At 44.1% G+C, this 22105-nt stretch carries 20 protein-coding genes and 2 tRNA genes; 10 read left to right on the forward strand and 12 right to left on the reverse strand.

What is annotated here, in order from left to right:
* Positions 1-222: 222 nt before the first annotated feature.
* Both DRED_RS19765 and DRED_RS08505 read right to left on the reverse strand, forming a co-directional pair.
* The gene (locus tag DRED_RS19765; protein ID WP_011877926.1) at positions 223-387 is read right to left on the reverse strand and encodes a hypothetical protein; all 165 of its coding nucleotides are present in this window, start codon (positions 385-387) and stop codon (positions 223-225) included.
* Positions 388-725: 338 nt separating this feature from the next.
* Positions 726-810: transfer RNA gene (locus DRED_RS08505), tRNA-Leu, on the reverse strand.
* A gap of 326 nt (positions 811-1136) precedes the next feature.
* Here DRED_RS08505 and DRED_RS08510 point away from each other — a divergent pair.
* Positions 1137-2570: an NAD(P)/FAD-dependent oxidoreductase gene (locus tag DRED_RS08510; protein WP_011877927.1), complete on the forward strand. Its 1434-nt coding sequence runs from the start codon at positions 1137-1139 to the stop codon at positions 2568-2570.
* 298 nt (positions 2571-2868) lie between these two features.
* Here DRED_RS08510 and DRED_RS08515 read toward each other — a convergent pair whose 3' ends face one another.
* Positions 2869-4020, reverse strand: coding sequence for a SpoIIE family protein phosphatase (locus tag DRED_RS08515; RefSeq protein ID WP_011877928.1), 1152 nt, complete (start codon positions 4018-4020; stop codon positions 2869-2871).
* Between the two features lie 15 nt (positions 4021-4035).
* Positions 4036-5757, reverse strand: coding sequence for a [Fe-Fe] hydrogenase large subunit C-terminal domain-containing protein (locus DRED_RS08520; protein ID WP_011877929.1), 1722 nt, complete (start codon positions 5755-5757; stop codon positions 4036-4038).
* Between the two features lie 187 nt (positions 5758-5944).
* On the opposite strand from DRED_RS08520, the gene DRED_RS08525 reads away from it, so the two are divergent.
* The 7 genes from DRED_RS08525 (at position 5945) to map (ending at position 11932) form a co-directional block, all read left to right on the forward strand.
* Positions 5945-6931 (forward strand): HlyD family secretion protein, encoded by a 987-nt coding sequence (locus DRED_RS08525; RefSeq protein ID WP_011877930.1) that lies wholly within the window; start codon positions 5945-5947, stop codon positions 6929-6931.
* The gene (locus DRED_RS08530) at positions 6932-7831 is read left to right on the forward strand and encodes an ABC transporter ATP-binding protein (protein ID WP_011877931.1); all 900 of its coding nucleotides are present in this window, start codon (positions 6932-6934) and stop codon (positions 7829-7831) included.
* Complete coding sequence (locus DRED_RS08535) at positions 7832-8755, forward strand: ABC transporter ATP-binding protein (RefSeq protein WP_011877932.1); 924 nt, start codon at positions 7832-7834, stop codon at positions 8753-8755. It abuts the gene before it with no gap.
* On the forward strand, positions 8748-9857 hold the full coding sequence (locus DRED_RS08540) for an ABC transporter permease (RefSeq protein WP_011877933.1): 1110 nt from the start codon (positions 8748-8750) through the stop codon (positions 9855-9857). Before DRED_RS08535 ends, DRED_RS08540 begins: the two co-directional genes overlap by 8 nt.
* Before the next feature lie 19 nt (positions 9858-9876).
* A complete protein-coding gene (locus tag DRED_RS08545; RefSeq protein ID WP_011877934.1) occupies positions 9877-10455 on the forward strand; it encodes a TetR/AcrR family transcriptional regulator in 579 nt (192 codons plus the stop codon).
* Positions 10456-10661: 206 nt separating this feature from the next.
* Positions 10662-11168 (forward strand): peptide deformylase, encoded by a 507-nt coding sequence (gene def, locus DRED_RS08550; RefSeq protein ID WP_198006953.1) that lies wholly within the window; start codon positions 10662-10664, stop codon positions 11166-11168.
* Positions 11169-11185: 17 nt separating this feature from the next.
* The gene (map, locus tag DRED_RS08555; protein WP_011877936.1) at positions 11186-11932 is read left to right on the forward strand and encodes a type I methionyl aminopeptidase; all 747 of its coding nucleotides are present in this window, start codon (positions 11186-11188) and stop codon (positions 11930-11932) included.
* 171 nt (positions 11933-12103) lie between these two features.
* Here map and DRED_RS08560 read toward each other — a convergent pair.
* From DRED_RS08560 to polA, 8 genes are all read right to left on the reverse strand, one after another.
* Positions 12104-12189: transfer RNA gene (locus DRED_RS08560), tRNA-Pro, on the reverse strand.
* Between the two features lie 187 nt (positions 12190-12376).
* Positions 12377-13654, reverse strand: coding sequence for a glycosyltransferase family 2 protein (locus DRED_RS08565; protein WP_011877937.1), 1278 nt, complete (start codon positions 13652-13654; stop codon positions 12377-12379).
* 21 nt (positions 13655-13675) lie between these two features.
* Positions 13676-14050 (reverse strand): hypothetical protein, encoded by a 375-nt coding sequence (locus DRED_RS17925; protein WP_011877938.1) that lies wholly within the window; start codon positions 14048-14050, stop codon positions 13676-13678.
* A gap of 131 nt (positions 14051-14181) precedes the next feature.
* Positions 14182-14760 (reverse strand): lytic transglycosylase domain-containing protein, encoded by a 579-nt coding sequence (locus DRED_RS08575; RefSeq protein ID WP_420794782.1) that lies wholly within the window; start codon positions 14758-14760, stop codon positions 14182-14184.
* Between the two features lie 47 nt (positions 14761-14807).
* Positions 14808-15413, reverse strand: a complete 606-nt coding sequence (coaE, locus tag DRED_RS08580) for a dephospho-CoA kinase (protein WP_011877940.1) — start codon at positions 15411-15413, stop codon at positions 14808-14810.
* A gap of 31 nt (positions 15414-15444) precedes the next feature.
* The gene (gene ytaF / locus DRED_RS08585) at positions 15445-16089 is read right to left on the reverse strand and encodes a sporulation membrane protein YtaF (RefSeq protein WP_011877941.1); all 645 of its coding nucleotides are present in this window, start codon (positions 16087-16089) and stop codon (positions 15445-15447) included.
* 69 nt (positions 16090-16158) lie between these two features.
* Complete coding sequence (gene mutM / locus DRED_RS08590) at positions 16159-16992, reverse strand: bifunctional DNA-formamidopyrimidine glycosylase/DNA-(apurinic or apyrimidinic site) lyase (RefSeq protein WP_011877942.1); 834 nt, start codon at positions 16990-16992, stop codon at positions 16159-16161.
* 23 nt (positions 16993-17015) lie between these two features.
* Positions 17016-19667 carry a DNA polymerase I gene (gene polA / locus DRED_RS08595; RefSeq protein WP_011877943.1) on the reverse strand — a complete coding sequence of 884 codons (2652 nt, stop codon included), beginning with the start codon at positions 19665-19667 and terminating at the stop codon, positions 17016-17018.
* 268 nt (positions 19668-19935) lie between these two features.
* Here polA and DRED_RS08600 point away from each other — a divergent pair, with 268 nt between their 5' ends.
* Both DRED_RS08600 and DRED_RS08605 read left to right on the forward strand, forming a co-directional pair.
* Complete coding sequence (locus DRED_RS08600) at positions 19936-21390, forward strand: S41 family peptidase (protein ID WP_011877944.1); 1455 nt, start codon at positions 19936-19938, stop codon at positions 21388-21390.
* 101 nt (positions 21391-21491) lie between these two features.
* Positions 21492-22100: a DedA family protein gene (locus DRED_RS08605; protein ID WP_011877945.1), complete on the forward strand. Its 609-nt coding sequence runs from the start codon at positions 21492-21494 to the stop codon at positions 22098-22100.
* The last annotated feature ends 5 nt before the right edge of the window (positions 22101-22105 follow it).

Raw genomic sequence — 22105 nt, forward strand, 5'->3', positions numbered from 1 at the left:
TTAACCTTATCTTAACATAGTTAATGTAAGCTTAACAAAAGTTAGGTCCTATGTATAGGCCGGATTGCTTAGTGTCAAGAATATAGCAGGTTAATGATAGTTGGTGTTTATAACAATATTAGCAGGGTTCATGCCGTTAAAGTTTGCCGATGTGGAACACCGGAAAGGTACATCAACTTGACATGAATTTCACTCCCTCAATGAAATAAGTTTTTCTTTCGTTTACTCACTCATTCTTACAATTTTAAGTACATCAGTATGATCCTTACCGTGCTCTAACATTAGGGTTCTAATCCAATGCATCAGCTTGGTTAAACCTGCCCTAGTGTTGTCAAAAACCAAGCGTTTCCCAAGCTCGATACCCCTGAAATCTTGGGCACGTGCCACATGTTTTAATTTTGCAATATCAGCACCGATAATTAAAGTTGATTCAGTAAGTTGCTCAATTCGCTGTTTTTGTTTATAATTTATTTTGAAGTACCTCCTGTGTGATTAAATTAGGGGTCGGTTGCCTGAACAGCTCCACACCCAGTATATTACAGGAGGTGCTTTTCTTTTTCAAAGGTCATTTTATTTCCTTACAGGAATGCTCCAATAAAAAAGTAGTGTGGGGTTGATGCAAATCACCGCACACTACTCGTTTTAAGGCATCCCACACGTCTCGGTTAGAGAAATAAAAAATGGGACTTTGTGGTAATTCCGCAAAGTCCCGGATTTCAAGGTTTTGGTGTCGAAGGCGGGACTTGAACCCGCACGGTGTTACCCACACGCCCCTCAAACGTGCGCGTCTGCCGATTCCGCCACTTCGACATTTCTCAATCGCAAGTGTCATTATAGCATAACAAATATACCGAGGCAAGAAGTTTTTATAAAGAAAATATATATTTTGCAAAAGGGTTTTTGAAAACAGTGATTAGATCAAGAAAGTTATTTAAAACTAATACGACATACGGGGAAGGTGCGTGGATCCCTACCAAAGGCCTAGCCAGTTTAATACATGGTTAAATAGAAAAAGGAGAGAGATCCTCCTGTTTTTTTTTATGTGGCAAAAATTAGATATTGCAATTATATGTAAAATGGTTCACAATAGATATGTTTGCTTATTAGTATTTTATGAAGATAGGGAGTGATACCCTTTGAAGAATTACGATGTAATTGTTGTTGGTGCGGGTCCGGCAGGTATCTTCACCTGCTATGAATTAATGCTAAAGGCACCCCAACTAAAGGTTCTATTAATAGAAAAGGGCCGCGATATATACAAGCGGCATTGTCCTATTTTGCAAAAGAAAATGGTTAAATGTCCTCCGGCTACCGCTAAGAAAGATTATGCAGGTTGTCTGCCGGCATGTTCTGTAACCAACGGTTTTGGCGGAGCAGGGGCCTACTCTGATGGTAAGTTTAACATTACCACCGAATTTGGTGGTTGGATGACTGACTACATGGTACCCTCTGAGGTTCTTAAACTTATTAAATATGTAGATGGAATTAATTTAAAACATGGTGCCACAACGGTACTTTCCGATCCAACAACTCCAGCGGTAAAGAGCATTGAAAAACGGGGCCTTAGCGTAGGCTTAAAACTACTGCGTGCTGAGGTGCGGCACCTGGGAACCGAACAAAACCTGGAAATCCTCAAAAGTATATTTGAAACCTTGAAGCAAAACATTGATATGGTTTTTGACACCGAAGTAGAAGATATTTTGCTGAAAAAAAAGTTTGATAGTAAATATATTAAGGGAATTGTAACCAAAAATAAAGAGGAAATTTATGCAAAACACGTAGTAATTGTTCCTGGCCGTGATGGTTCCGAGTGGCTAACCGGTATTCTAAAGAAACACGACCTGGAAATGACCAATAACCAGGTGGATGTGGGAGTTCGTGTTGAAACCATGGATACCATTATGGAAGAGATCAACGAGCACCTGTATGAAGGGAAGTTTATCTACAGATCTTCCACGGGAACTACCGTAAGAACCTTTTGCAGTAACCCCTCGGGTCATGTTGTGATTGAGAACCACAGTGGAGTTATGCTGGCCAATGGCCATGCCTACAAAGACAAAAAGCTGGGTAGCAATAACACAAACTTTGCCCTGTTAGTATCCCATAAATTCTCCTATCCCTTTAATAAGCCCATTGAGTATGCCAAGTCCATCTCCCGTTTGGCCAATGACCTGTCCAATGGCAGTGTGTTGATTCAACGGTTTGGCGATATCTTGAAGGGACGTCGCTCGACGGAGAAACGGATTCAGGAAGGATTTGTGGAACCTACGTTGAAAGAAGCAGTACCAGGTAACTTGGGTCTGGTTTTGCCCTATAACACCATGAAGAGCATTATTGAGATGATTGAGGCCCTGGATGCTGTTACTCCAGGTATTGCTTCCGAACATACCCTTCTATATGGTGTCGAGGCTAAATTCTATTCTTCCCGGCCTAAGTTAAACGATAAGTTTGAAACCCAAATTAACGGACTTTATTCTGGTGGTGATGGAGCCGGTATCACCCGTGGTTTAGCCCAGGCCGGAGCCTGTGGTGTATGTATTGCCAGAGACATTATTGAAAAGTTGAGTTAATAATTTTCTATAGGTCATTGGATAACTCCAGTGACCTTTTATAGCAAATCAGAAAGAATAAAACTTTCCGACTTGCATAAGGGCAACTAAGGTTTACGCCGTTGCCTAAAGTCTCTCGTGCCCTATATGGTATGGCGTAAGCCAAGTTTTCTTTATAGCCCTGACGAATGGGTGAAAAAACCAAAGTATGAGTGGTTGTAAAAATTGTAAAAGCGGGAGGCATTATAAAGGAACCAAAAGAGGTTGAAAGTTAATTCCTTCAACCTCACAAATGTTGACTATTGATTTACCCATTGGTTTAAAAATATTCTTCCGTGATCTCTTTGCCGATTTCCCGCAGGCTGTTAATTAAGTCCCGAATGACGTGGTGTTTATAGGCATAGATGGCTGGCACGTCGTTGCAATCCAGGGCATCGTTTTGAGCCCTACCCACCATAATGTGTATACTGTCGGCGCTTCTTAATAAGGTTGCCAGACGGCTGGCACCGTCTTTACCGTCCTTTAAGTCCTTGAGCTTAGTGTTTCCTTTTATATGCTCTAAGGTTTGTACCAGAGTAACAGCACCTTCAGTAATAAGGTCGATGCCTGGCAGCATACCCACTGGGGGAATGCCCTCCACCACCGAGGAAATGTCCACAAACACTTTTCTTCCCAATACCCGACCCACGATTTCACCGGTGGTGCCGCCGCAGATGACCTTGGCTCCAGGGGATTCCATCAGCTTCCGTACCACCCTACGATCATCTTCCCTTTGCTTGGGAGGGCCGATTAACAGGGTTACATGCACTGGGTGCCGTACCTTAACTGCTACAACGGTTACATCATCGCCGGGCTGTTCTCCATACAGGGAGTTGCAGAGACCAACGATTTCCTCGGACCATTCAGAGGCAGTTTTGTCCGGGGCATAGGAGTCTTCGATAAACCGGCTCATACGATCCCAGCCCCAATTTACATTCATTTGCCCATTGGTGCCTGCATTGAGAACTCCGTCGGAAGTGAGTACCAACCAGTCATGGTCGTCCACCTCAAAGTCATATTCGCGGATTTTTTTACCGGCAATGGTCCGCTCTTCCCGCCGGGGGGTAAACAGGGTATTTTGGTTTCCTATGAATGCCCCGGGGTTATCATATTCCACCAGATGTAGTTTACCGTTGTTCTGTACCTGTAAAATGGAGAAGGTACTGTAGGCGGCATGAATGGTTTTATCAATGGGCAGAGTCTTGGCCACGGTATCAATTACTTCATCAATATTGCCACCCATGCGGAGCATGGTGGCGGCGGTTTTGGTGGTCAGCCGGGAGAGGATATTTGCCTTAACCCCACTGCCCAGTCCATCAGACAGTACCACCAGATCCGCCTGAGTTGTTCGTACAATCTCCACACTGTCCCCACAAAGTTCCTCGCCATATTTTTTTAGTTGAGCCACACCGATATCTAAATAAATTTTCATTGGCGGCACTCCTCTCTAAAGGGTTTCTTGCCGCATTAATTTAATTAATTTACCCAGTTGAACCTTGGTCTCCGCCGTTGCTTCGCCCAGCAGACCCGCTATTTCCTGGGCCACCATCATTTGTTTTTCAATTACATCCTGGGCCTGTTGGATGGTTTGACTTTTAATTAATTCGTACTGTTCCCGCTGTTTCTTTTCGGAAGTTATGTTAATAAAGATTCCCACCACCGCATCGGTTCCTTTGACTGGGAAAATAATCTCATGGGTGACAATCCCCAGTAAGGGATAGGTCTCGGTGGTATTAATCATTTCCCCGCTTTGAATCACCTTCAAGAAATTAGTGGCAGGCATTAGAGTGAGAAGTCTTTGTCCCACAACCTCGGAAGCAGAACACTGAAAGAGTGCCTCTGCCGCTGGATTGATCTCTAAAATATCCAGATTTTTACCCACCACGATGATGGCATTGGGCATGGCCGAAATGACCCGATTTGACATGGATTCTGCCCGTTTTCTCATATAGGGAATACACATTTCTACTTCGGCCTTACCCTGATAAACAGCCACAGCCTTGTCACGGCAGGAGTTGTAGCCACAATTTCCGCAGTTAAACTCCTGGGCTGCTGATAATTTGCCGGTTCTGGCCAAAATACCTTGAATTTCAGCTTCACTTGGATAGGGTTGCTCCACCTTACGGTTGACAAAATCTCTTTTTAAAGGAATCTCAGGCAGTTTATAATCATCAATTACGAAAACACATTCACCGGACGAGTTGTAATACTCCAGAAGTTTGCGTTGTCGCATAAAAAGACTTTCTTCCAGACAGAGGGAAAGGGGACCATTAATGCAGCCACCTTTACAGGCCCAGAGTTCCATTAACTTAGGAGGGTTTGTAATCTGTCCTTGACTAAGGTGTTTAACAAATTCGATGCAACTGTCCAAACCAGATATGGTCAGAAAATCTTCCCCGGCTTGCCGCAGTTCTTCGGCTACGGCCCAAATGACACCGCCTTCCACGGGATAAATGCGGTTTTGGCAAGGGGAAAAGCTGTCAAAGGCCGAAGGGGAAAGATCTTCCGTCAAGGGTACCGAGTCCTGAATCCAATCCCATAGCTCGTTAAAACCCAGGAAATAATCAATGGTATCCTTCAGGCCCAGGAGTTGAGCTTCATCCCGTTTGGCTGCACAGGGGCCTATGTAGACCACTTTGGCATAGGGATTGAGGGATTTTATAATTCTTCCCTGGGCGATCATAGGTGAAACGATGGGAGCCAGCAGGGTAATTAATTCGGGATAATACCGCTCAATTAAATTAACAATCACCGGACAGTAACTAATCAGGCGGGGGGTTTCAAAACCCATGTTTAGATACTCTTGTGTAACCATACCAGCACCAATGGAGGTTTCTTGAACTTCAATAAAACCCAATTTCTTTAATAGGGTTGGCAATAAATCCGGTTTTTTCAGGGGAAGGGCACTGATGAAGGAAGCGGCCACCACGGCAATGACGGGGGTTCCTTCGGCCAAGAGTTGTTTTACTTCTTTGAGATCGGAAACGGGCCTTTTGGCCCTTTGGGGGCAAGCAAGAATACACTGGCCGCAATGGACACAAAGTTCATCTATGACCTGGGCATGAAATCTGCCCTGATGACCGGTATTCATCCTGATGGCCTTTAAGTTGCAGATCCTTACACAACGGTAGCAATCACGACATTTTGCTCCAGTATAGATTAACCCCATAATTACACCTCGTTTCTAGGGGAATTGTTAAATACTACTTGATTCAATTTTACTAGGAAGTTTCCCTTTTCCTTTACGCAATTTATCTTGTGGTTGAGATCAAAGGGTGGTATCCTAACACTAGGTAAACGAAATGTGTGTAATTAGTTTACCTAAAAATTAACAGTATGCCAATGGGGGCGATAATATGAAGAAAAGAGTAGTGGCTTTTATCTTAGTAGGATTACTGGCTGGTGTTTTGTACTGGGGTTATCAACGTTTTTATAATCCCCAAGAATCAGCTTTAACTGCCAGTGGGACAATCGAGGTAACAAAGGTGGAGCTCAGTGCCAAGCTTCCTGGAACCATTGGCGCTATTTCTGTAGTTGCTGGGGATAAGGTAAAAAAAGGACAACTGGTTGGTCAGATAATCAGAAATGATCTGGTTGCTCAAAAGGAACGGGATGCATTGGGTGTACTTAAGACTGAAAGTCAGTTAAAGGATCTCAACTCCGGAGCCAGAGTACAGGAGATCAAGGAGGCATCGGCCAATGTAAACGTTGCCCAAGCTTCTTATGAAAAAGCACTGGCAGATTATGAAAGGGGGGAGAAGTTATTTCAAGCAGCAGCTCTCCCACAGGAACAATTAGAAAAGCTTCAGACTGATCTTAGGATTAAAGAAAACCAACTGGCATCATTCAGTGCTAAGCTAAGTTTACTAGAGGAAGGTAACCGTCCAGACGCCATTAAAGCTGCTCAAATAGAAATGGAGCGTGCACGGGCAATTTTGAAAGCCTCCGAGGCCCTGTTGGCAGATACTAAGATATTCTCTCCGGTGAGCGGAATAGTCTTATCCAAAAATCAGGAACCTGGGGAATTTGTTCAGGCCGGGGTATCTCTTGTTACGGTGGCGGATCTAAACGATATGTGGATTCGCGTTTATGTACCCACAGATGACCTACCTAAGCTGAGATTGGGGCAAGAAGTTTATTTTACTGTTAGTGGCAGTAATGATCATTATGCTGGTCAGATAGAAGAAATAGCTTCTCAGGGTGAATACACTCCTAAAACTATACAGACAAAAAATGAACGCACTAACATAGTTTATGCTGTAAAGATTCGGGTCACGAAACCCAACGGAACTTTGAAACCCGGTATGCCCGCAGATGTGGTATTTCAACAGCGGGGTGAGTAAATGATTAAAACCCAGCAATTAAACAAAGAGTTTGGCTCCAGCCAAGCCGTAGCAGGGGTTTCCTTAGAAGTACAACGCGGAGAAATCTTTGGCTTAGTGGGTCCCGATGGCGCCGGTAAAACTACATTAATTCGCATGATTTGTGGACTTATTACACCTGATAGCGGGAGTGTACGCTTGGCCTTACCGGAACCAACAGCAGAACAGGGGGCCTTTGGCTACATGCCCCAAAAGTTTAGTTTATATGGTGATCTTACGGTCATGGAAAATATTAATTTCTTTGGTTCTATGTATGGCTTAGGACGGAAAACTGTTGGGCAAAGGGCAGATGAAATACTACAGATAACTAATCTCATTCAGTTTAAGAAGAGATTTGCCGATAATCTCTCGGGTGGTATGAAGCAAAAGCTAGCTTTAACCTGTGCTCTTATTTCCAGACCACAGTTACTGGTCTTGGACGAGCCCACCTTTGGTGTGGATCCAGAGTCCAGAAAGGAGTTTTGGAAGATTCTTTACCAGTTAAATAAGGGTGGTATGACCATTTTAGTTTCCACTCCCTATATGGATGAGGCTGAATTGTGTAAAAAAGTAGGGTTCATGAATAACGGCAAGTTAGTGGCAGTTGATACACCGGGCAACTTAAAAGGCAGCTTTCCCTACAGGGTACTGGAAGTTAAGGCAGCTACTCGGGAGCCTGAAATCTTCAGTCAAGGAAAAGAGATATTGGATGCCAATTTTTATGGTTATAAATATCATTTGGTAGTTAGGGACCATCAGGCAGCTTTAGAGGAGATCCGCTCTATCTTAGCGAAACGGGATATCCTATTATATTCTGTGGCAGAGGTGGCTGCAACGATGGAGAATGTCTTTGTGGTCCTGGCTGAACAAGGGGTGGTTTAAATGGATTATGTGGTAGAGACCAATGATTTAACCAGAACCTTTGGCAGTTTTACCGCCGTGAATAAGCTGACTATTAAAATTCGTCCCGGCGAAATATATGGTTTTTTGGGTCCGAACGGTTCCGGTAAATCCACAACCATACGGATGCTCTGTGGTATTCTAGAACCTACCTCCGGCAGCGGCAGGGTGCTGGGCTACGATTTAGCCAGCGAGTCTGAGCAAATTAAAAGTCGCATTGGTTACATGTCGCAAAAATTTAGTCTTTATGATGACTTAACAGTACAGGAAAACCTTAGTTTTTATGCAGGGCTTTACAGTGTGCCACGGCCGGAGCGGAAAACGCGAATTGAAGAAATGATAGAGATGGCCTGTCTTACCGGGCGTGAAAAGGAACTGGTAGTCAATCTTAGTCTGGGTTGGAAGCAACGATTGGCACTGGGCTGCGCCATCCTTTCCAAACCCGCCATCATATTTTTGGATGAACCAACCAGCGGCATAAGTCCCACTAGCCGTAAAATGTTTTTTAATATTATACAAGGATTGGCTAATGCAGGAACCACAATCATGGTTACCACCCACTTCATGGATGAGGCTGAACGCTGTAGCAATATTGCCTTTATTTCCGAGGGCCATTTAATTGCCAATGATACACCGGACAACCTGAGAAACAATGTGCTGGAGGGTGTGTTGGCAGAGGTGGCTACTAATAATCCCATGGACAGACTACCTGTGGTTGAAGCCCTACCATATGTTAAGGAATGTTCTGTCCATGGTTCTCTATTACATGTGCTGGTGCAGTCTGAAGAGAATCTGTCGGAGCTTCAACAACACACAGCTGGTAACATAAAGAAAATAACACCCTCCCTGGAGGATGTATTTATTGCTTTGTCCAGGCAGAGAAGGAGGGGTAGTGCCAATGAGTAGAATTTTATCCATCTTATATAAGGAATTTTTACAAATGAAAAGAGATCGCTTAACCATTGGGTTAATTTTCATGCTTCCCCTGGTGCAGCTGCTGCTTTTTGGCTATGCTATCCAAACTGAAGTAAAACATATACCCACAGTGGTTTTTGATCAATCCTTATCTCCGGAGAGTCGTGAACTGCTGGATTCCTTCAAGGTATCAGGTTACTTTGAGGTTACAGAGATGGCGGGAAGCTATACAGAAGTTACCGACATGATCGATAAAGGTACTGTTAAGGTGGGGGTGATTTTCCCGCCTGATTTTGCTGGGAATGTGAGAAGGGGAGATACCGCCCAGGTCCAAGTACTAGTAGATGCCACAGATAGTATGGTTTCTAATTCTGCCATCGCCACTGCTAATGCCATTGGACTAATTAAATCCCAGAATGTTATTATTGAAAAGGTTGGTCATTATCAACCTCCCTACGATGTGCGAGTTCGGCCTTGGTATAATCCAGATGGAATTACGGCCTATTACATGGTACCGGCTATTTTGGGAATCATTGTAACAATGACAATGGTAATGATGACATCAATGGGGATTGTTCGTGAGCGGGAGCGGGGAACTCTGGAGCAGCTTATTGTTACCCCCATTAAATCCTATGAATTAATGATTGGAAAGGTTATTCCATACGTTGCCCTGGGTTATCTGCAAATTACGGTAGCATTGCTGGTGGGAGTGATTATCTTTGATGTTCCCATCCGGGGCAGCTTACTGCAACTGTATCTTTTAACACTGTTCTTTATTACTGCGTCCTTGGGTATTGGTGTACTGATATCTAACATCGCCAAGTCACAAATGCAAGCCATGCAAATGTCATTTTTCGTTCTATTGCCTAGTATTTTGCTATCGGGATTTATGTTTCCAAGGGATGCTATGCCTGTTGTGATAAAATATATAAGTAACCTGATCCCTCTAACTTATTATTTAACCATTATTCGGGGGATTGTCCTGAAGGGGATAGGATTTTCTTATCTGGTACCCCAAGTCATAGCATTGTTTACTTTCACAGTAGTATTGATGACTATTAGTATCTTAAAGTTTAAGAAGAAGATTGTCTAACCTTGAAGGTGGTGATTCAATGGAGCCGCGTGAGAAAATTATTGTACTTTTTAGGGAGTTGGCGGAGGAAAGGGGTTTTTACGGAGTTACGGTGGATGAATTGGCAGCTCGTAATAATATGAGTAAACGAACAATCTATCGCTATTTTAAAAGCAAGGAAGAAATCGTCGAGGGAGTTATGCGGCAGTTTATGCTGGAGACCGAGAAAGAGGTTTTTCAGGTTTTGCAAAACCATGGCACTCCTATTGAGAGAATCACCAATTTTGTTAAATTGATCTCGGAAAGACTAAGGATTTTGTCGCCAAGAGTCTTGAGTGAACTGCAGCGGCACTATCCAGATATTTGGGAACAGGTGGAGCAATTTCGTGCAGAAAAGATAAAGTACCTAATTGAAATGATCGTGGAAGGCAGTAAGGAGGGCTACTTTAAGGAAATTAACCCCACCATCGTTACAGCCTCTCTTTTGTCAACTGTCCGCAGTGTGGTGAATCCAACCTTTGTTGTGGAAAATAACCTTACAATAGAAGAAGCATTTAAAACAGTTATGCACACATTCTTATATGGTATTGTGGCTGATCAAAAACTCCCTGCTATATAACAGGGAGTTTTTCCTTTACCATAGCAAGTCACCTTACTTTTTTTAATAATATATTTTAGAGGGAGTCGATTTGTTAATGAGCTTAAGAATGGAGCTGGGAGTTTACTAAAAATCTGTAAACAATCCAGAGATTTGTTTTATAATGCAATTAGGATGAAGAAAGCAAGTTGTATTTTTCGAATGAGGTGAAAAAATTGCCAGAAAGAATGATAGGAAAATTGGGAGACCCTGCCTTGCGTAAGGTATGTAAACCCGTATGCGAAATTACACCTAACATATTACAATTATTGAATGATATGGCGGATACACTCAGGGCTACGCCTAACGGTGCCGCATTAGCTGCACCCCAGGTGGGATTTCTGAGAAGAGTTGTAGTAATCGACCTAGGCAATGAAAAGATTGAATTGATTAACCCGGAAATCATAGAAAAATCTGGTGAACAAGTTGGTTCCGAGGGATGTTTATCCCTACCGGGTATCTGGGGCAGGGTGAAAAGGAGTAAATTTGTTAAAGTTAAGGCCATGAACAGAGAAGGGGAAGAAATTCTTGTGGAAGGAAAGGGGCTTTTGGCCCGCTGTCTACAGCATGAGATTGACCATTTAGATGGTATTTTATATATTGACCATGTTGCTGCGGGGCAGCTTTTCCTTGAGCAGACAAATGAACCTCTTGATGTTTATAAGCTGATACAAAAATCCAAAGAAAATGGGTAGATATGGGAGGTTAAGCTGTGATTATTATTAAATCACCCCAGGAGATTCAAATTATGAGGGAGGCAGGAAAGATGGTTGCCGAGTGTCACGCCATTCTTGCCGAACGAGTAAAGCCTGGCGTGACCACAGGTGAACTGGATCAAATTATTGAAAAGCATATACGAAAACTCGGGGGAGTACCCAGCTTTAAAGGGCACATGGGTTTTCCAGCCACCATCTGCGTGGCTATCAATGATGTAATTTGCCATGGATTCCCGGGTCCCAGGGAACTTAGGGCTGGTGAAGTTGTCACAATAGATATAGGTGCTTTGTATAAAGGTTATCATGCGGATTCTGCCTGGAGCTACGCCGTTGGGGAGGTTTCCCCAGAGATCCAGCAGCTAATGAAGGTAACCAAGGAATGCTTGTATCGGGGCATTGCTATGGCTCGTCCGGGCAACCGGACCGGGGATATCGGCAATGCCATACAGACCTATGCGGAAAGCTTCCATTACGGTGTTGTAAGGGAATTTTGTGGCCACGGTGTGGGGCGGAGTTTGTGGGAGGCACCTGAAATACCTCACTATGGCAGACCCAACAGAGGCCCATCGTTGCAAGCCGGCATTACTATAGCCATTGAACCAATGATTACCCTTGGAGCTTGGAAAGCTAAATTGGACCGGGACGGCTGGACAGCCCGGACGGTGGATGGTTCTATCTGTGTTCAATATGAGCACACTTTGGCTGTTACCGAGGACGAACCGATTATTATAACTACTTTATAGGGATGACGATAAAAAAGAGTTTAATCTTTACCAAAGATAAAGATTAAACTCTTTTTTTAGCAAATCAGAAAGTATAAAATTTCCGACTTGCATAAGGGCAACTAAGGCTTACGCTGTCTCCTAAAGGCTCTCGTGCCCTATAGGGTATAGCGTAAGCCAAGTTTTCTTTACTGGTCGGAGCTACAGGAGTTGAACCTGCGACCTCTACCACCCCTACCACCCCAAGGTAGCGCTCTCCCAAACTGAGCTACGCCCCGGCTATTTGTTGAACTTTCTTGGAGACAAAATGTATTATAACCAAGATGGACAATGAGTTTGAGTTATAATAGCGACTTGATAAGTTGTGTCGTGAAAGGGAAACCCTCACGAATTGCGGAGGGTTCAAGTACAAGCCACCGAAGAGGCGGGCTAAGGGTTTTCCGTATCTAACAATTCGATAGGATATTACTCGTCCAACGAACCCTGCATAGAACTTCTGGCCGGACTCTTCCATTTGCCAACGGTAACCAGATCACCGAAAAGGCCCCGACAGCTTGTCCATACTACTGTTAGAGCCCCTATGCAAAAGAAAAAGATAGGATACCAGGGAATCCAGAAAAAACTTTGATACATTTTGTGATCATGGCGATGATTAGCTAATAGGGCTGCTCCGAATTGGACCAGGCAAACAAAACTAATTACAGAACCGTACCATGCTGGGATGGGTGTTAAGCCAATGGCAGGTTTGCTAGGAATCAAATAGGTAACTAACCATAGGAGAGTTCCTATCACCAAGCAAAAGGACCAAAGATAACTAATGACAAAATCTAAATAAACAGGCCAAAGTCTGCGCCACCGCCAGTGGGTAAAGATGTCCCAATGGCTCCGTAATAGGTGCCAGCCTCCTAAGGCCCAACGGCACCTCTGGTGCCAAAATTCCTTTATGGTCTTGGGTACCTGAATATATGCTATTGCTCTTGGTTCAAACCATACCTCATAAAAGTTTCGCTGAATAGCCCAGGTAATGTCGATGTCCTCTGTGGCAGATCGGGAGGAGAAACCACCTAATTGCCTCAGGGTATCGGTACAAAAGGCAGTAATACAGCCAGATACCGTAAGCATCCGCCCCAGAGATCGTTGAGAACGCTTAATTAATCCTAGAATTGAAGCAAATTCCGCGGTTTGTAAATTTTCTAGCAGATTTTCTCGATTTCCCACCAGGGGATTTCCGGAGACAGCACCCAGACGAGGTTGGCGGATAAAAGGGGCTATCAACCATTTTAAGGTATCGGGGGTAATCAAAGTATCAGCGTCTATAACAACCGTTATGGGTGTATGTACGGCCACTTGCAGGCCGCAGTTTAAAGCCTTTGCCTTACCCTGATTAGTCGTCAACCGTAATAGGTGAAAAGAAGGAACTTCTTGCCTAAGCCATTCCCGGATGATCTGTGCCGTGTTGTCGGTGGAAGCATCATCAATAAAGACCACTCTCAGGTCTGGGTAATTAACTTTGCTTAAAGCATGGCAAGTAGTTGCAATGCTGATTTCCTCGTTATGGCAGGGAATCAAAATGGTTACGGGGGGCCAGACCTCGGGCCAGTTGTTGGTTCGCGCCTTTCTCTCTCGGTACCACCAAAAATATAAACCGCCAATGACCCAAATGATACTCATGGTCACAGGGTAAAGAAAAGTAAAATAACCAATCCCGTGTAAAAGTGTATCTGCTGTTATGGTGTTAACCATTACCTCACCATCTTTTCTTGGCTACGTCTTAATTTCAAATTTTAAATCCATGGGATCAAAGGTTGCCTCGTTCCAATGCAGAGGAGGTACTTGATCCTCTAAAGGTTTGTGTTGTCGGTGACCCTTAATGAAATAACGTTTATAGTTATAATGGGACCAGAGCATAAAGAAGCTCAAAACCACTCCAGTCCAAAGGATAATGAAAAGCATTGTTCGAACCGTGGCTAAAACACTGTGAGGAACCACCAGTTCATGCCACCATAATTTTCCCAATAACCACCAACCCAGTGCCACCCATACCCAACCTGCCAGACTGATAAAAGCGGCCCAGGCAAGGAAGGTTAAGAATAATTTTCGCCTTAAAATAAGTCTGAAAAGATTAAGCAGCTTTTTCAACCAAGTTCATCCCTTACTTAGACATTTGTAAATCGACTCTATTATACAATTAATTAAACAAAATATCGTAAGTTAAGAAATACCATAAGATCCAGAAAATAAAAAAGTCATTCGCAAGGAATGACTTTTTTTTACTCCATACCGTAAAGGTAATGATAAACTTTCTGGTTCCAAAGGACTCGCCGGATATACTGTCTGGTTTCCATAAAGGGAATCTGATCAATGGTTTTTCTTTCTCCGGTCCAGTGTTGCTCGTTTAACCAATGAGTAACATTGCCGCGCCCGGCATTATAGGCAGCAATCACCAAAACTGGATCATTTTTAAATTCGGAAAATAGATCCGATAAGTACCAAGTGCCTAAACTGATACTGGTTTCCGGATAGAGTAGGTTTTCTGACTTCAGGGGACCGCTGCCAATTTGTTGGGATATCCAATTGGCGGTGTCTGGCATAATTTGCATGAGGCCCCGGGCCCCCTTGGGGGACGTGGCTCTGGGATTAAAATTGCTTTCGGTTTTAATAACCGCTGCCACCAGCAAAGGGTCTAGGTGGTTAACTTCGGCATAATGATAAATTAACTCCTGGTACTTAAAGGGGTACCATAACTTCCCGATTTCTTTATGGCTGAACCAGATTAGTACTAGCAAAACCAGAAGCAGGAGCCTTCTTTTAAAGCCTCTATTTTTTTTGCTTCGAATAGTCACTGTCATCACTCCTGCAAACAAACTTAACCAATACATTATATACCAGAAAATGGTTAATCATGTAAATAATTTATTAAGTTGGACCAAATAACTATTAATTTTTGCTTTACTTCCTCGGGAGTACCGGAATTATCAATGATAACATTGGCATATTTCATTTTTTCCCTTTGTGGCATTTGGCTGTGGATACGTTTTTTAGCTTGTTCTGGGGAAAGCTTGTCCCTTTGCATTAAACGTTCTAACTGAACCCGTTCATCAACCGTTACCAACCATACCTGATCGACCTTTTTATGCCAACCCACTTCAATCAGCAGGGGAACTTCCAGCACAAGAACCGAAGCATGATTATCCTTGGAAAAAAACTCAATTTGTTGGTTAATTTCTTCTTCGATGCGGGGGTGTGTAATGGCCTCTAATTTCCTTCTAGCCGCCGGGTTGTCAAATACAATGGTTGCCAATTTGGCTCGATTCAATGTTCCATCGTTGTTTAGAACACCTGCCCCAAAGGAGAAAACAATCTCCTTTAGGGCAGGTGTATCAGGCAATACAATTTCCCGAGCTACCCGGTCCGTATCAATCACCTTAGCTCCTAACTCCTTTAATAAGTGCGACACGGTACTCTTGCCGCTGGCAATGTTACCGGTTAACCCAATAATCATAAAACACACTCCTTAGAAAGTAAAAAGTTAATTACTTAATTTTAAAAAGCCCCAACAGGATGAGAATACACCCTGGAACCAATGCCAATTGCCGACCCAAGGAACTGTAGGCAAAATATTTACCAAGCACCAAACCGGCATAGGTCATCAAGATATGTCCGATGCCAACAACAACTGCTGTGAGAGCAGTGCTGAAACCAAACATTGATACTGCAAAACCTGCTCCAAAGGCATCCATGGACAGAGCGATGCCCAGTAATAGTGCTTCTCGGGCGGAAATGACACCGGATTTATCCAAGTCTGCCTTAGAGGGCTCCCGTAGAATGTGAATCACCAAGCCCAATGATTTAATACGAATTTGCATAACGGTCCGTTCAAATTCGGCTAAATCCTCTAGATTATCTTGCTTGGCATCCTTGATGGATTGGATAAGAATCCAAATACCCACAAGTAACAAAAGAATGCCGCCCAGTCTATGAGCAAAGGCAGGCGAGATCAGTTTCGAAACCATCTGACCCGCTGTCATAGAAAAAATAATTGTGAGGACGGACATGCCGCTGATAATCAGCAGAGACAAAAAAGGGATGCGAATTTTTCGTATCCCATAGGCTACCCCGGTACCCAGGGCATCCATGTTTAGGGCAAGGGCAAAGACAACCAATGTGAGCAACTCCATGACTTCCCCCCCAGTCGACGTTGTTTACATCTACAGTCTATGAAGGGGGAGAGAAAGGGGTGCTTGCTACTATTTGGCTTTTTGACAGGAGGAGCAGTAATAAGAACTTCTGCCTGCTACTTTTATGCGTTGGATAGGTTTTCCGCAGTGGGGGCAGGGAAGACCTTCGCGGTTATAAACCTTTAATTGGTGTTGATAGCTGCCGGAACGACCTTCTCCGTCTACGTAATCGCGAAAAGTGGTTCCTCTGTGTTTAATGCCACTGGAGATAACTTCAATAATAGCTTTATGCAACCCTGATGCTTCACGGCTGGTTAAATCCGGTGCCAATCGTTCGGGATGAATTTTAGCCTCGTGCAGTGCTTCGTCAGCATAGATATTGCCTAACCCGGCAACAAAACACTGGTCCAACAATAAAGATTTAATACGGGTTCGTCTGCGACGAAGTTCTTTCTTTAAATATTCTCGGCTAAAGGCTGTGTCCAAGGGCTCTGGACCCATTTCTTTTATTCCGGGCAAATGGGGTACCTCTCTGGTTGGTACCAGACTCATACGACCAAAGCGCCTTACATCGGCAAAGCGCAGTTGTTTACCATTATCCAAATGAAAAATCACATGGGTGTGTTTTTCCAGCGGTAAGTCAGCATCACAATAAATCAGTCTTCCAGTCATGCGAAGATGAATTACCAGGGTTAAGCCATCGCTCATGTGGAGTAAAAGGTATTTGCCGCGACGCCCCAGTTTTTTTTGAAATTGCCTTCCTACAATTTGATCCGTAAATATATCCACCCTGGGTGTACGGATAACCTCTGGTTTAAATAAATCAACGGAGGTTATGACAAGGCCGGATAAATGTTTTTCCAGGGAGCGAACGATGGTTTCTACTTCCGGTAGTTCAGGCATGATTTCACCTCTCAGAAGACGGATTAAATGGGCTTAGCTTCGTACCAATTGGGACCAAGCTTAATGTCCACCACTAGTGGTACGTCTAATTGTAATGCGTTTTCCATACTTTGGCGAACCAGCATTATCAATGACTCGATTTCGTTTTCCGGTGCATCAAAAATTAATTCGTCATGAACTTGTAGGACCATTTGAGAAGAAAGATTTTGCTCTTTGAGCTGCTGGCTGATTTTAACCATGGCCAGTTTTATGATATCCGCAGCAGTGCCCTGTATAGGAGTATTCATGGCAGCTCGTTCCCCGAAGTTACGAATATTGAAGTTTTTGCTGAATAATTCCGGCAGGTAACGGCGGCGGTTTAACAATGTGTTAACATAGCCGGTTTCTTTTGCCTCTTTGATAACCCTGTCAATATATTGCCGAACCCCCGGGCAGCGTGCAAAGTAATGATCGATATAACCCTGGGCCTCTTTGCGTGACACCTTTAAATCCCGAGCTAGTCCAAAGTCACTGATGCCATAAACGATACCGAAGTTGACAGCCTTGGCCCGACTTCGCATTTCCGAGGTCACCTGATCCATGGGTACGCCAAAAACCTCCGAAGCAGTTCGGGTATGGATATCTTGACCCTGCCGAAATGCATCCAAGAAGCTTTCGTCTTGGGACATATGGGCAAGCACTCTCAATTCGATTTGAGAATAATCCGCTGTCAGGATTAGATTACCCCTTTGACGGGGAATAAACACCTTGCGAATTTTCCTGCCGGTTTCCAACCGGATGGGAATGTTTTGTAAATTTGGTTCTGCACTTGATAACCGTCCAGTGGCGGTAACCGTTTGGTGAAAGGTTGAATGCAGCCGCCCTGTTTGAGGGTCCACCAGGGCCGCAAGACCATCGGTATAGGTGGATTTTAATTTGGCCATTTGCCGATATTCCAGAATTAAGGCGACTATCTCGTGCTCCTCGGCCAGTTTCTCCAGAACCTCTGCGTCGGTGGAATACCCCGTTTTGGTTTTTTTAAGTACAGGTAGCTTAAGCTTCTCAAAGAGAATGGGCCCCAATTGTTTGGGGGAATTAATGTTAAAGTTCTCACCGGCCAGTTCGTGGATTTTGGTCGTCAGGGTTTCTGTTACAGTTTGAAGTTCCACAGACATGTCCTGTAAACCCTGCTTATCAACGGCTACGCCGGCAATTTCCATCTCAGACAGAATGCGTACCAGAGGCAACTCCACCTGTGTTAGCAATCTGTCTTCCTGACGCTCAGCCAACTTTTCAAATAGTTTCTGGGCCAACCGGCGGATAGCCTCAGCTCTGCTGGCCATTGCCGTCTCGCCCTCCGCAGGCAATACCATGCCCAGATGCTCTAAGGCCACATCATTAATATCGTAGTTGGAGGCCGTAGGATTTAGCAGGTAGGCCGATACCATGGTGTCGGCGGCCAATGCCTTCAGTTCAATGCTATGGTGGTGCAACATCCACAGGGCCTGCTTGGCATCGTGAAAATATTTTTTGACACTCTCACATTCACAAATGGCCTTCAGCACAGTCAGGCAGGGGTCCGAGTCACTGTCTTTGTTTTGGATAGCCAATCTGTATATATCGTGATCCTCCATTGCCAAATAGGCAGTGTCAATCCCTTGATTTCTCAAACCTTCCAGATAAATGGCAACTTTTCCCTGGCGACTAACCTCAATGAGAAGTTCATCAAGGGCATCTTGATCCGTTACATTTAGATAACCCACTTGATAGGTTTCTAAAGGTGGCAAATCAGCAGATGTTCCACTGTCTTGGCTTTGTTTTATAAATTTTTGACCGGAGGTAAGTTGCTTAATCAGGGTTTTAAATTCAAGCTCCTTGGCTATTTCCAGAAGCTTTTGGTTATCGGGTCCGTGCCAGGAACATTCAGATAAATCCAGTTCCATGGGGACGTCCCGGATAATAGTGGCCAGTTTCTTTGAAAGAAGTGCAATCTCTTCATTTCCTCGTAAGAGTTTCTGGTGCCTGGGGGAGAGCTTATCAATGTTTTTTAAGATTTCTTCCACAGATCCGTATTCTTTAATTAATACACTGGCGGTTTTTTCTCCGATACCGGCAACGCCGGGGATATTATCCGAGGTGTCCCCTTGCAGACCTTTTAAATCCACAACCTGACTTGGAGTAACACCATACTTGTCCCAGACCTTACCTTCATCAAATAAGTCAATTTCTGTGATCCCTTTACGGGTCAGCATAACCTTGGTTTTAGGAGACACCAGTTGCAAAGCGTCCCTATCACCGGTAAGAATTAACACGTTGAGTCCAGTGGCCTCGGCCTGGCAAGCAATGGTACCGATTAAATCATCGGCCTCAAAGCCATCCAATTCAAAGAAGGGTATTCGCATCGCTCCCAAGATATCCCTGGCCAGGATAAATTGAGGGCGCAGTTCATCGGGGGTAGCTTTACGGGTACCTTTATATGCGGCATATTCCTGGTTTCGGAACGTGGTTTTGCCTTTATCAAAGGCAACAGCAACAAGACCCGGCTCCTGCTCTTTGATAACCTTTAAAACCATATTAGTGAAACCATATACAGCGTTGGTAATAACCCCTTTACTGTTGGAAAGCAGGGGGATGGCATGAAAAGCTCTATGAATTAGGCTGTTGCCGTCGATAATAATGATGGTATCCAGGGACAAAGTAAGCACCTTCCTTATTTAGCATCTTTAGTATTTTCCTCGGCAAGGCTCAAAATACCTTCATGGGAGTTAATTTTGTCTTCATAATCAATTGGGGAAGGGATTTGCTAGGGTCTTCTCGAAATTACCAGATATGAACACTTAGCTGGCTTTAACCCTTCGGGTTGCTATTTTTCAGTGCTACAACCAAGGAAAGACCGTGATTCACTGTTTAAAAGTGCCCTGGGGTCCAAGGAACTGCTAAGAAAACCTGTTGAGAGGTGGTAAATTGTTAAAACGATTGCTCGTATTGTTATCATTTTGTTCTTTGGCCTGGACCCTGCCAGCATATGCCCAAGAGGACGAAGCTATGAATGGTGCAGCGACCCTTGGGGAAGTTTTTGGCTATATCAGCAAGTTTCATCTAAGTAGTCCCGATGTTAAGGAACTAACGAATGCAAGCATTGACGGGATGTTAGATCATTTAGGTGACCCCTACACAGTTTATTTTGCCCCCGGTGAATTTGACCAGTTCAGTGATGAACTTAATGGAGACTTTGAGGGGATTGGGGCGGAATTGGAATCACAGGATCAGTATCCTCGGGTAGTTCGGGTTCTTCCTGAATCACCGGCCAAACAGGCAGATCTGAGAGTGGGGGATATTATTCTCAAAGTGGATAGCCAAGACATTGCTGGAAAGCCTCTAACTGACGTTGTGAGTATGCTGCGTGGAAAAAAGGGGACGAAGGTGTACCTGACTGTAAGAAGAGCTGGGCAAAAGGACGTACAATTGGGGATCACCCGTAATATCGTAAATATGCCCACGGTTTACTCTGAGGTTTTGAACCAGAAAATAGGCTATATTTCGATTGATAGTTTTGGCATGGAAACCGGCACGGAGTTTGGCGATGCCTTCTTGCAATTAAAGGAGAAGGGTATCGATTCCTTGATTATTGACCTGCGCAATAACGGCGGTGGCTATGTAGATTCTTCAGCGGAAATTGCATCTTTTTTACTGGGGAAAGATAAAACCATTTTTGTTACCGAGGATCGGAATAAGAGAAGAGATGCCTACGTAACGGAATATGAAGAAATTGCCAATAAAATACCCATGGTAGTTTTAGTGAACGAACAAACTGCCAGTGCATCGGAAATTTTAGCTGGAGCTCTGCAGGACTACGGCATGGCTACCCTATTGGGAACAAAAAGTTACGGCAAAGGAACCGTGCAGGATATTATTCCGTTGGGGAACGGTGGAGCTCTTAAAATGACCACAGCTGAGTACTTAACTGCCAAGGAGCGGAAAATCAATGGCATTGGTTTAAAACCGGACCGATTTGTAGCAACCCCAGCCCTTCAATTGTATCGGGCCACACAACTACTGCACCCGTCAAAGCTGGAAATGCAATATACAGAGAATAAAGCTTTAATTAATGGTAAAAAGTTTAATTTGCCGGCCATAGTTAAGGTAGGGGGAGAATGGTTTGTACCCCTGCGTGCCACTGTGGAAGCACTGGGTTTTGAGGCGAATTGGGATAAACAGAACAACAGGATTGTGGTTAGTGGCAACAACCTCTCCTGGGGTCTGCCGGTCCTTGGGGATAAAAGTATTTTGAATGGGCAGCCAAAACAGATACATCCTTTACAAGCTAAGGATTCCAGCTCCTATATAGCCGCAGCAGACCTCCGTTTGTTGGGGGCAGAGGTCTTGCTTCAACCCAATGAGGTTCTGATAAAGAATTAGGGTGTTTCAATATGGCCGAAGATTCCCTTCGGTCATATTTTTTTGTTTTAGCATGTATAAATAAAAATACGAATATTTTCTAATGAATCAAGGGGGAGAGAATGCTGGATTTCTTGGAGCCTTTATTACACCAGGTGACAGTGGTTATTGCAGCCCTTGGTTACTGGGGAGTGGCCATTGGCATGGCCATTGAAAGCGCCAACATACCCTTACCCAGTGAAGTAATCCTTCCCTTTGGGGGTTACCTTGTTTATGCTGGAAGACTGGATTTCTGGGGAACTGTCATGGCTGGGACCGTTGGCGGCACCATGGGATCAATTGCTTCCTACTATTTGGGAATGCGAGGCGGTCGGCCCTTTTTGCAGAAGTATGGTCGTTATCTGGGTATCACACCACGCAAACTGGCAGTGGCAGACAGGTGGTTTGAGAGATATGGTGAAGCAACGGTATTTTTTACCCGCTTAATGCCCATTATCCGGACCTTTATTTCTCTGCCTGCTGGAATTTCCGGCATGAACTTCAAAAAGTTTGTCTTTTATACTTTTCTGGGGTCTTTACCTTGGAGTATCTTGCTGGTTTACGCAGGCTATGCGCTGGGACAAAATTGGCAAGCCTTAAAACCATGGTTTCACCGGGCGGATTTCTTGGTGGCGGGGGTCTTGGGTGTCTTGGTTATCTATTATTTTTCTGCAAAACTTAAAAGGAAGTAGTAAAT

The organism is Desulforamulus reducens MI-1 (assembly GCF_000016165.1).
GTDB lineage: Bacteria > Bacillota > Desulfotomaculia > Desulfotomaculales > Desulfotomaculaceae > Desulfotomaculum > Desulfotomaculum reducens.

Coding starts and splice junctions, on each gene's coding strand:
- DRED_RS08515 (WP_011877928.1), bottom strand. CDS start 4,020: ATGAAAATTTATTTAGATATCGGTGTGGCTCAACTAAAAAAATATGGC.
- DRED_RS08520 (WP_011877929.1), bottom strand. CDS start 5,757: ATGGGGTTAATCTATACTGGAGCAAAATGTCGTGATTGCTACCGTTGT.
- DRED_RS08525 (WP_011877930.1), top strand. CDS start 5,945: ATGAAGAAAAGAGTAGTGGCTTTTATCTTAGTAGGATTACTGGCTGGT.
- DRED_RS08530 (WP_011877931.1), top strand. CDS start 6,932: ATGATTAAAACCCAGCAATTAAACAAAGAGTTTGGCTCCAGCCAAGCC.
- DRED_RS08535 (WP_011877932.1), top strand. CDS start 7,832: ATGGATTATGTGGTAGAGACCAATGATTTAACCAGAACCTTTGGCAGT.
- DRED_RS08540 (WP_011877933.1), top strand. CDS start 8,748: ATGAGTAGAATTTTATCCATCTTATATAAGGAATTTTTACAAATGAAA.
- DRED_RS08545 (WP_011877934.1), top strand. CDS start 9,877: ATGGAGCCGCGTGAGAAAATTATTGTACTTTTTAGGGAGTTGGCGGAG.
- def (WP_198006953.1), top strand. CDS start 10,662: ATGATAGGAAAATTGGGAGACCCTGCCTTGCGTAAGGTATGTAAACCC.
- DRED_RS08565 (WP_011877937.1), bottom strand. CDS start 13,654: ATGGTTAACACCATAACAGCAGATACACTTTTACACGGGATTGGTTAT.
- DRED_RS08575 (WP_420794782.1), bottom strand. CDS start 14,760: ATGACAGTGACTATTCGAAGCAAAAAAAATAGAGGCTTTAAAAGAAGG.
- coaE (WP_011877940.1), bottom strand. CDS start 15,413: ATGATTATTGGGTTAACCGGTAACATTGCCAGCGGCAAGAGTACCGTG.
- ytaF (WP_011877941.1), bottom strand. CDS start 16,089: ATGGAGTTGCTCACATTGGTTGTCTTTGCCCTTGCCCTAAACATGGAT.
- mutM (WP_011877942.1), bottom strand. CDS start 16,992: ATGCCTGAACTACCGGAAGTAGAAACCATCGTTCGCTCCCTGGAAAAA.
- DRED_RS08605 (WP_011877945.1), top strand. CDS start 21,492: ATGCTGGATTTCTTGGAGCCTTTATTACACCAGGTGACAGTGGTTATT.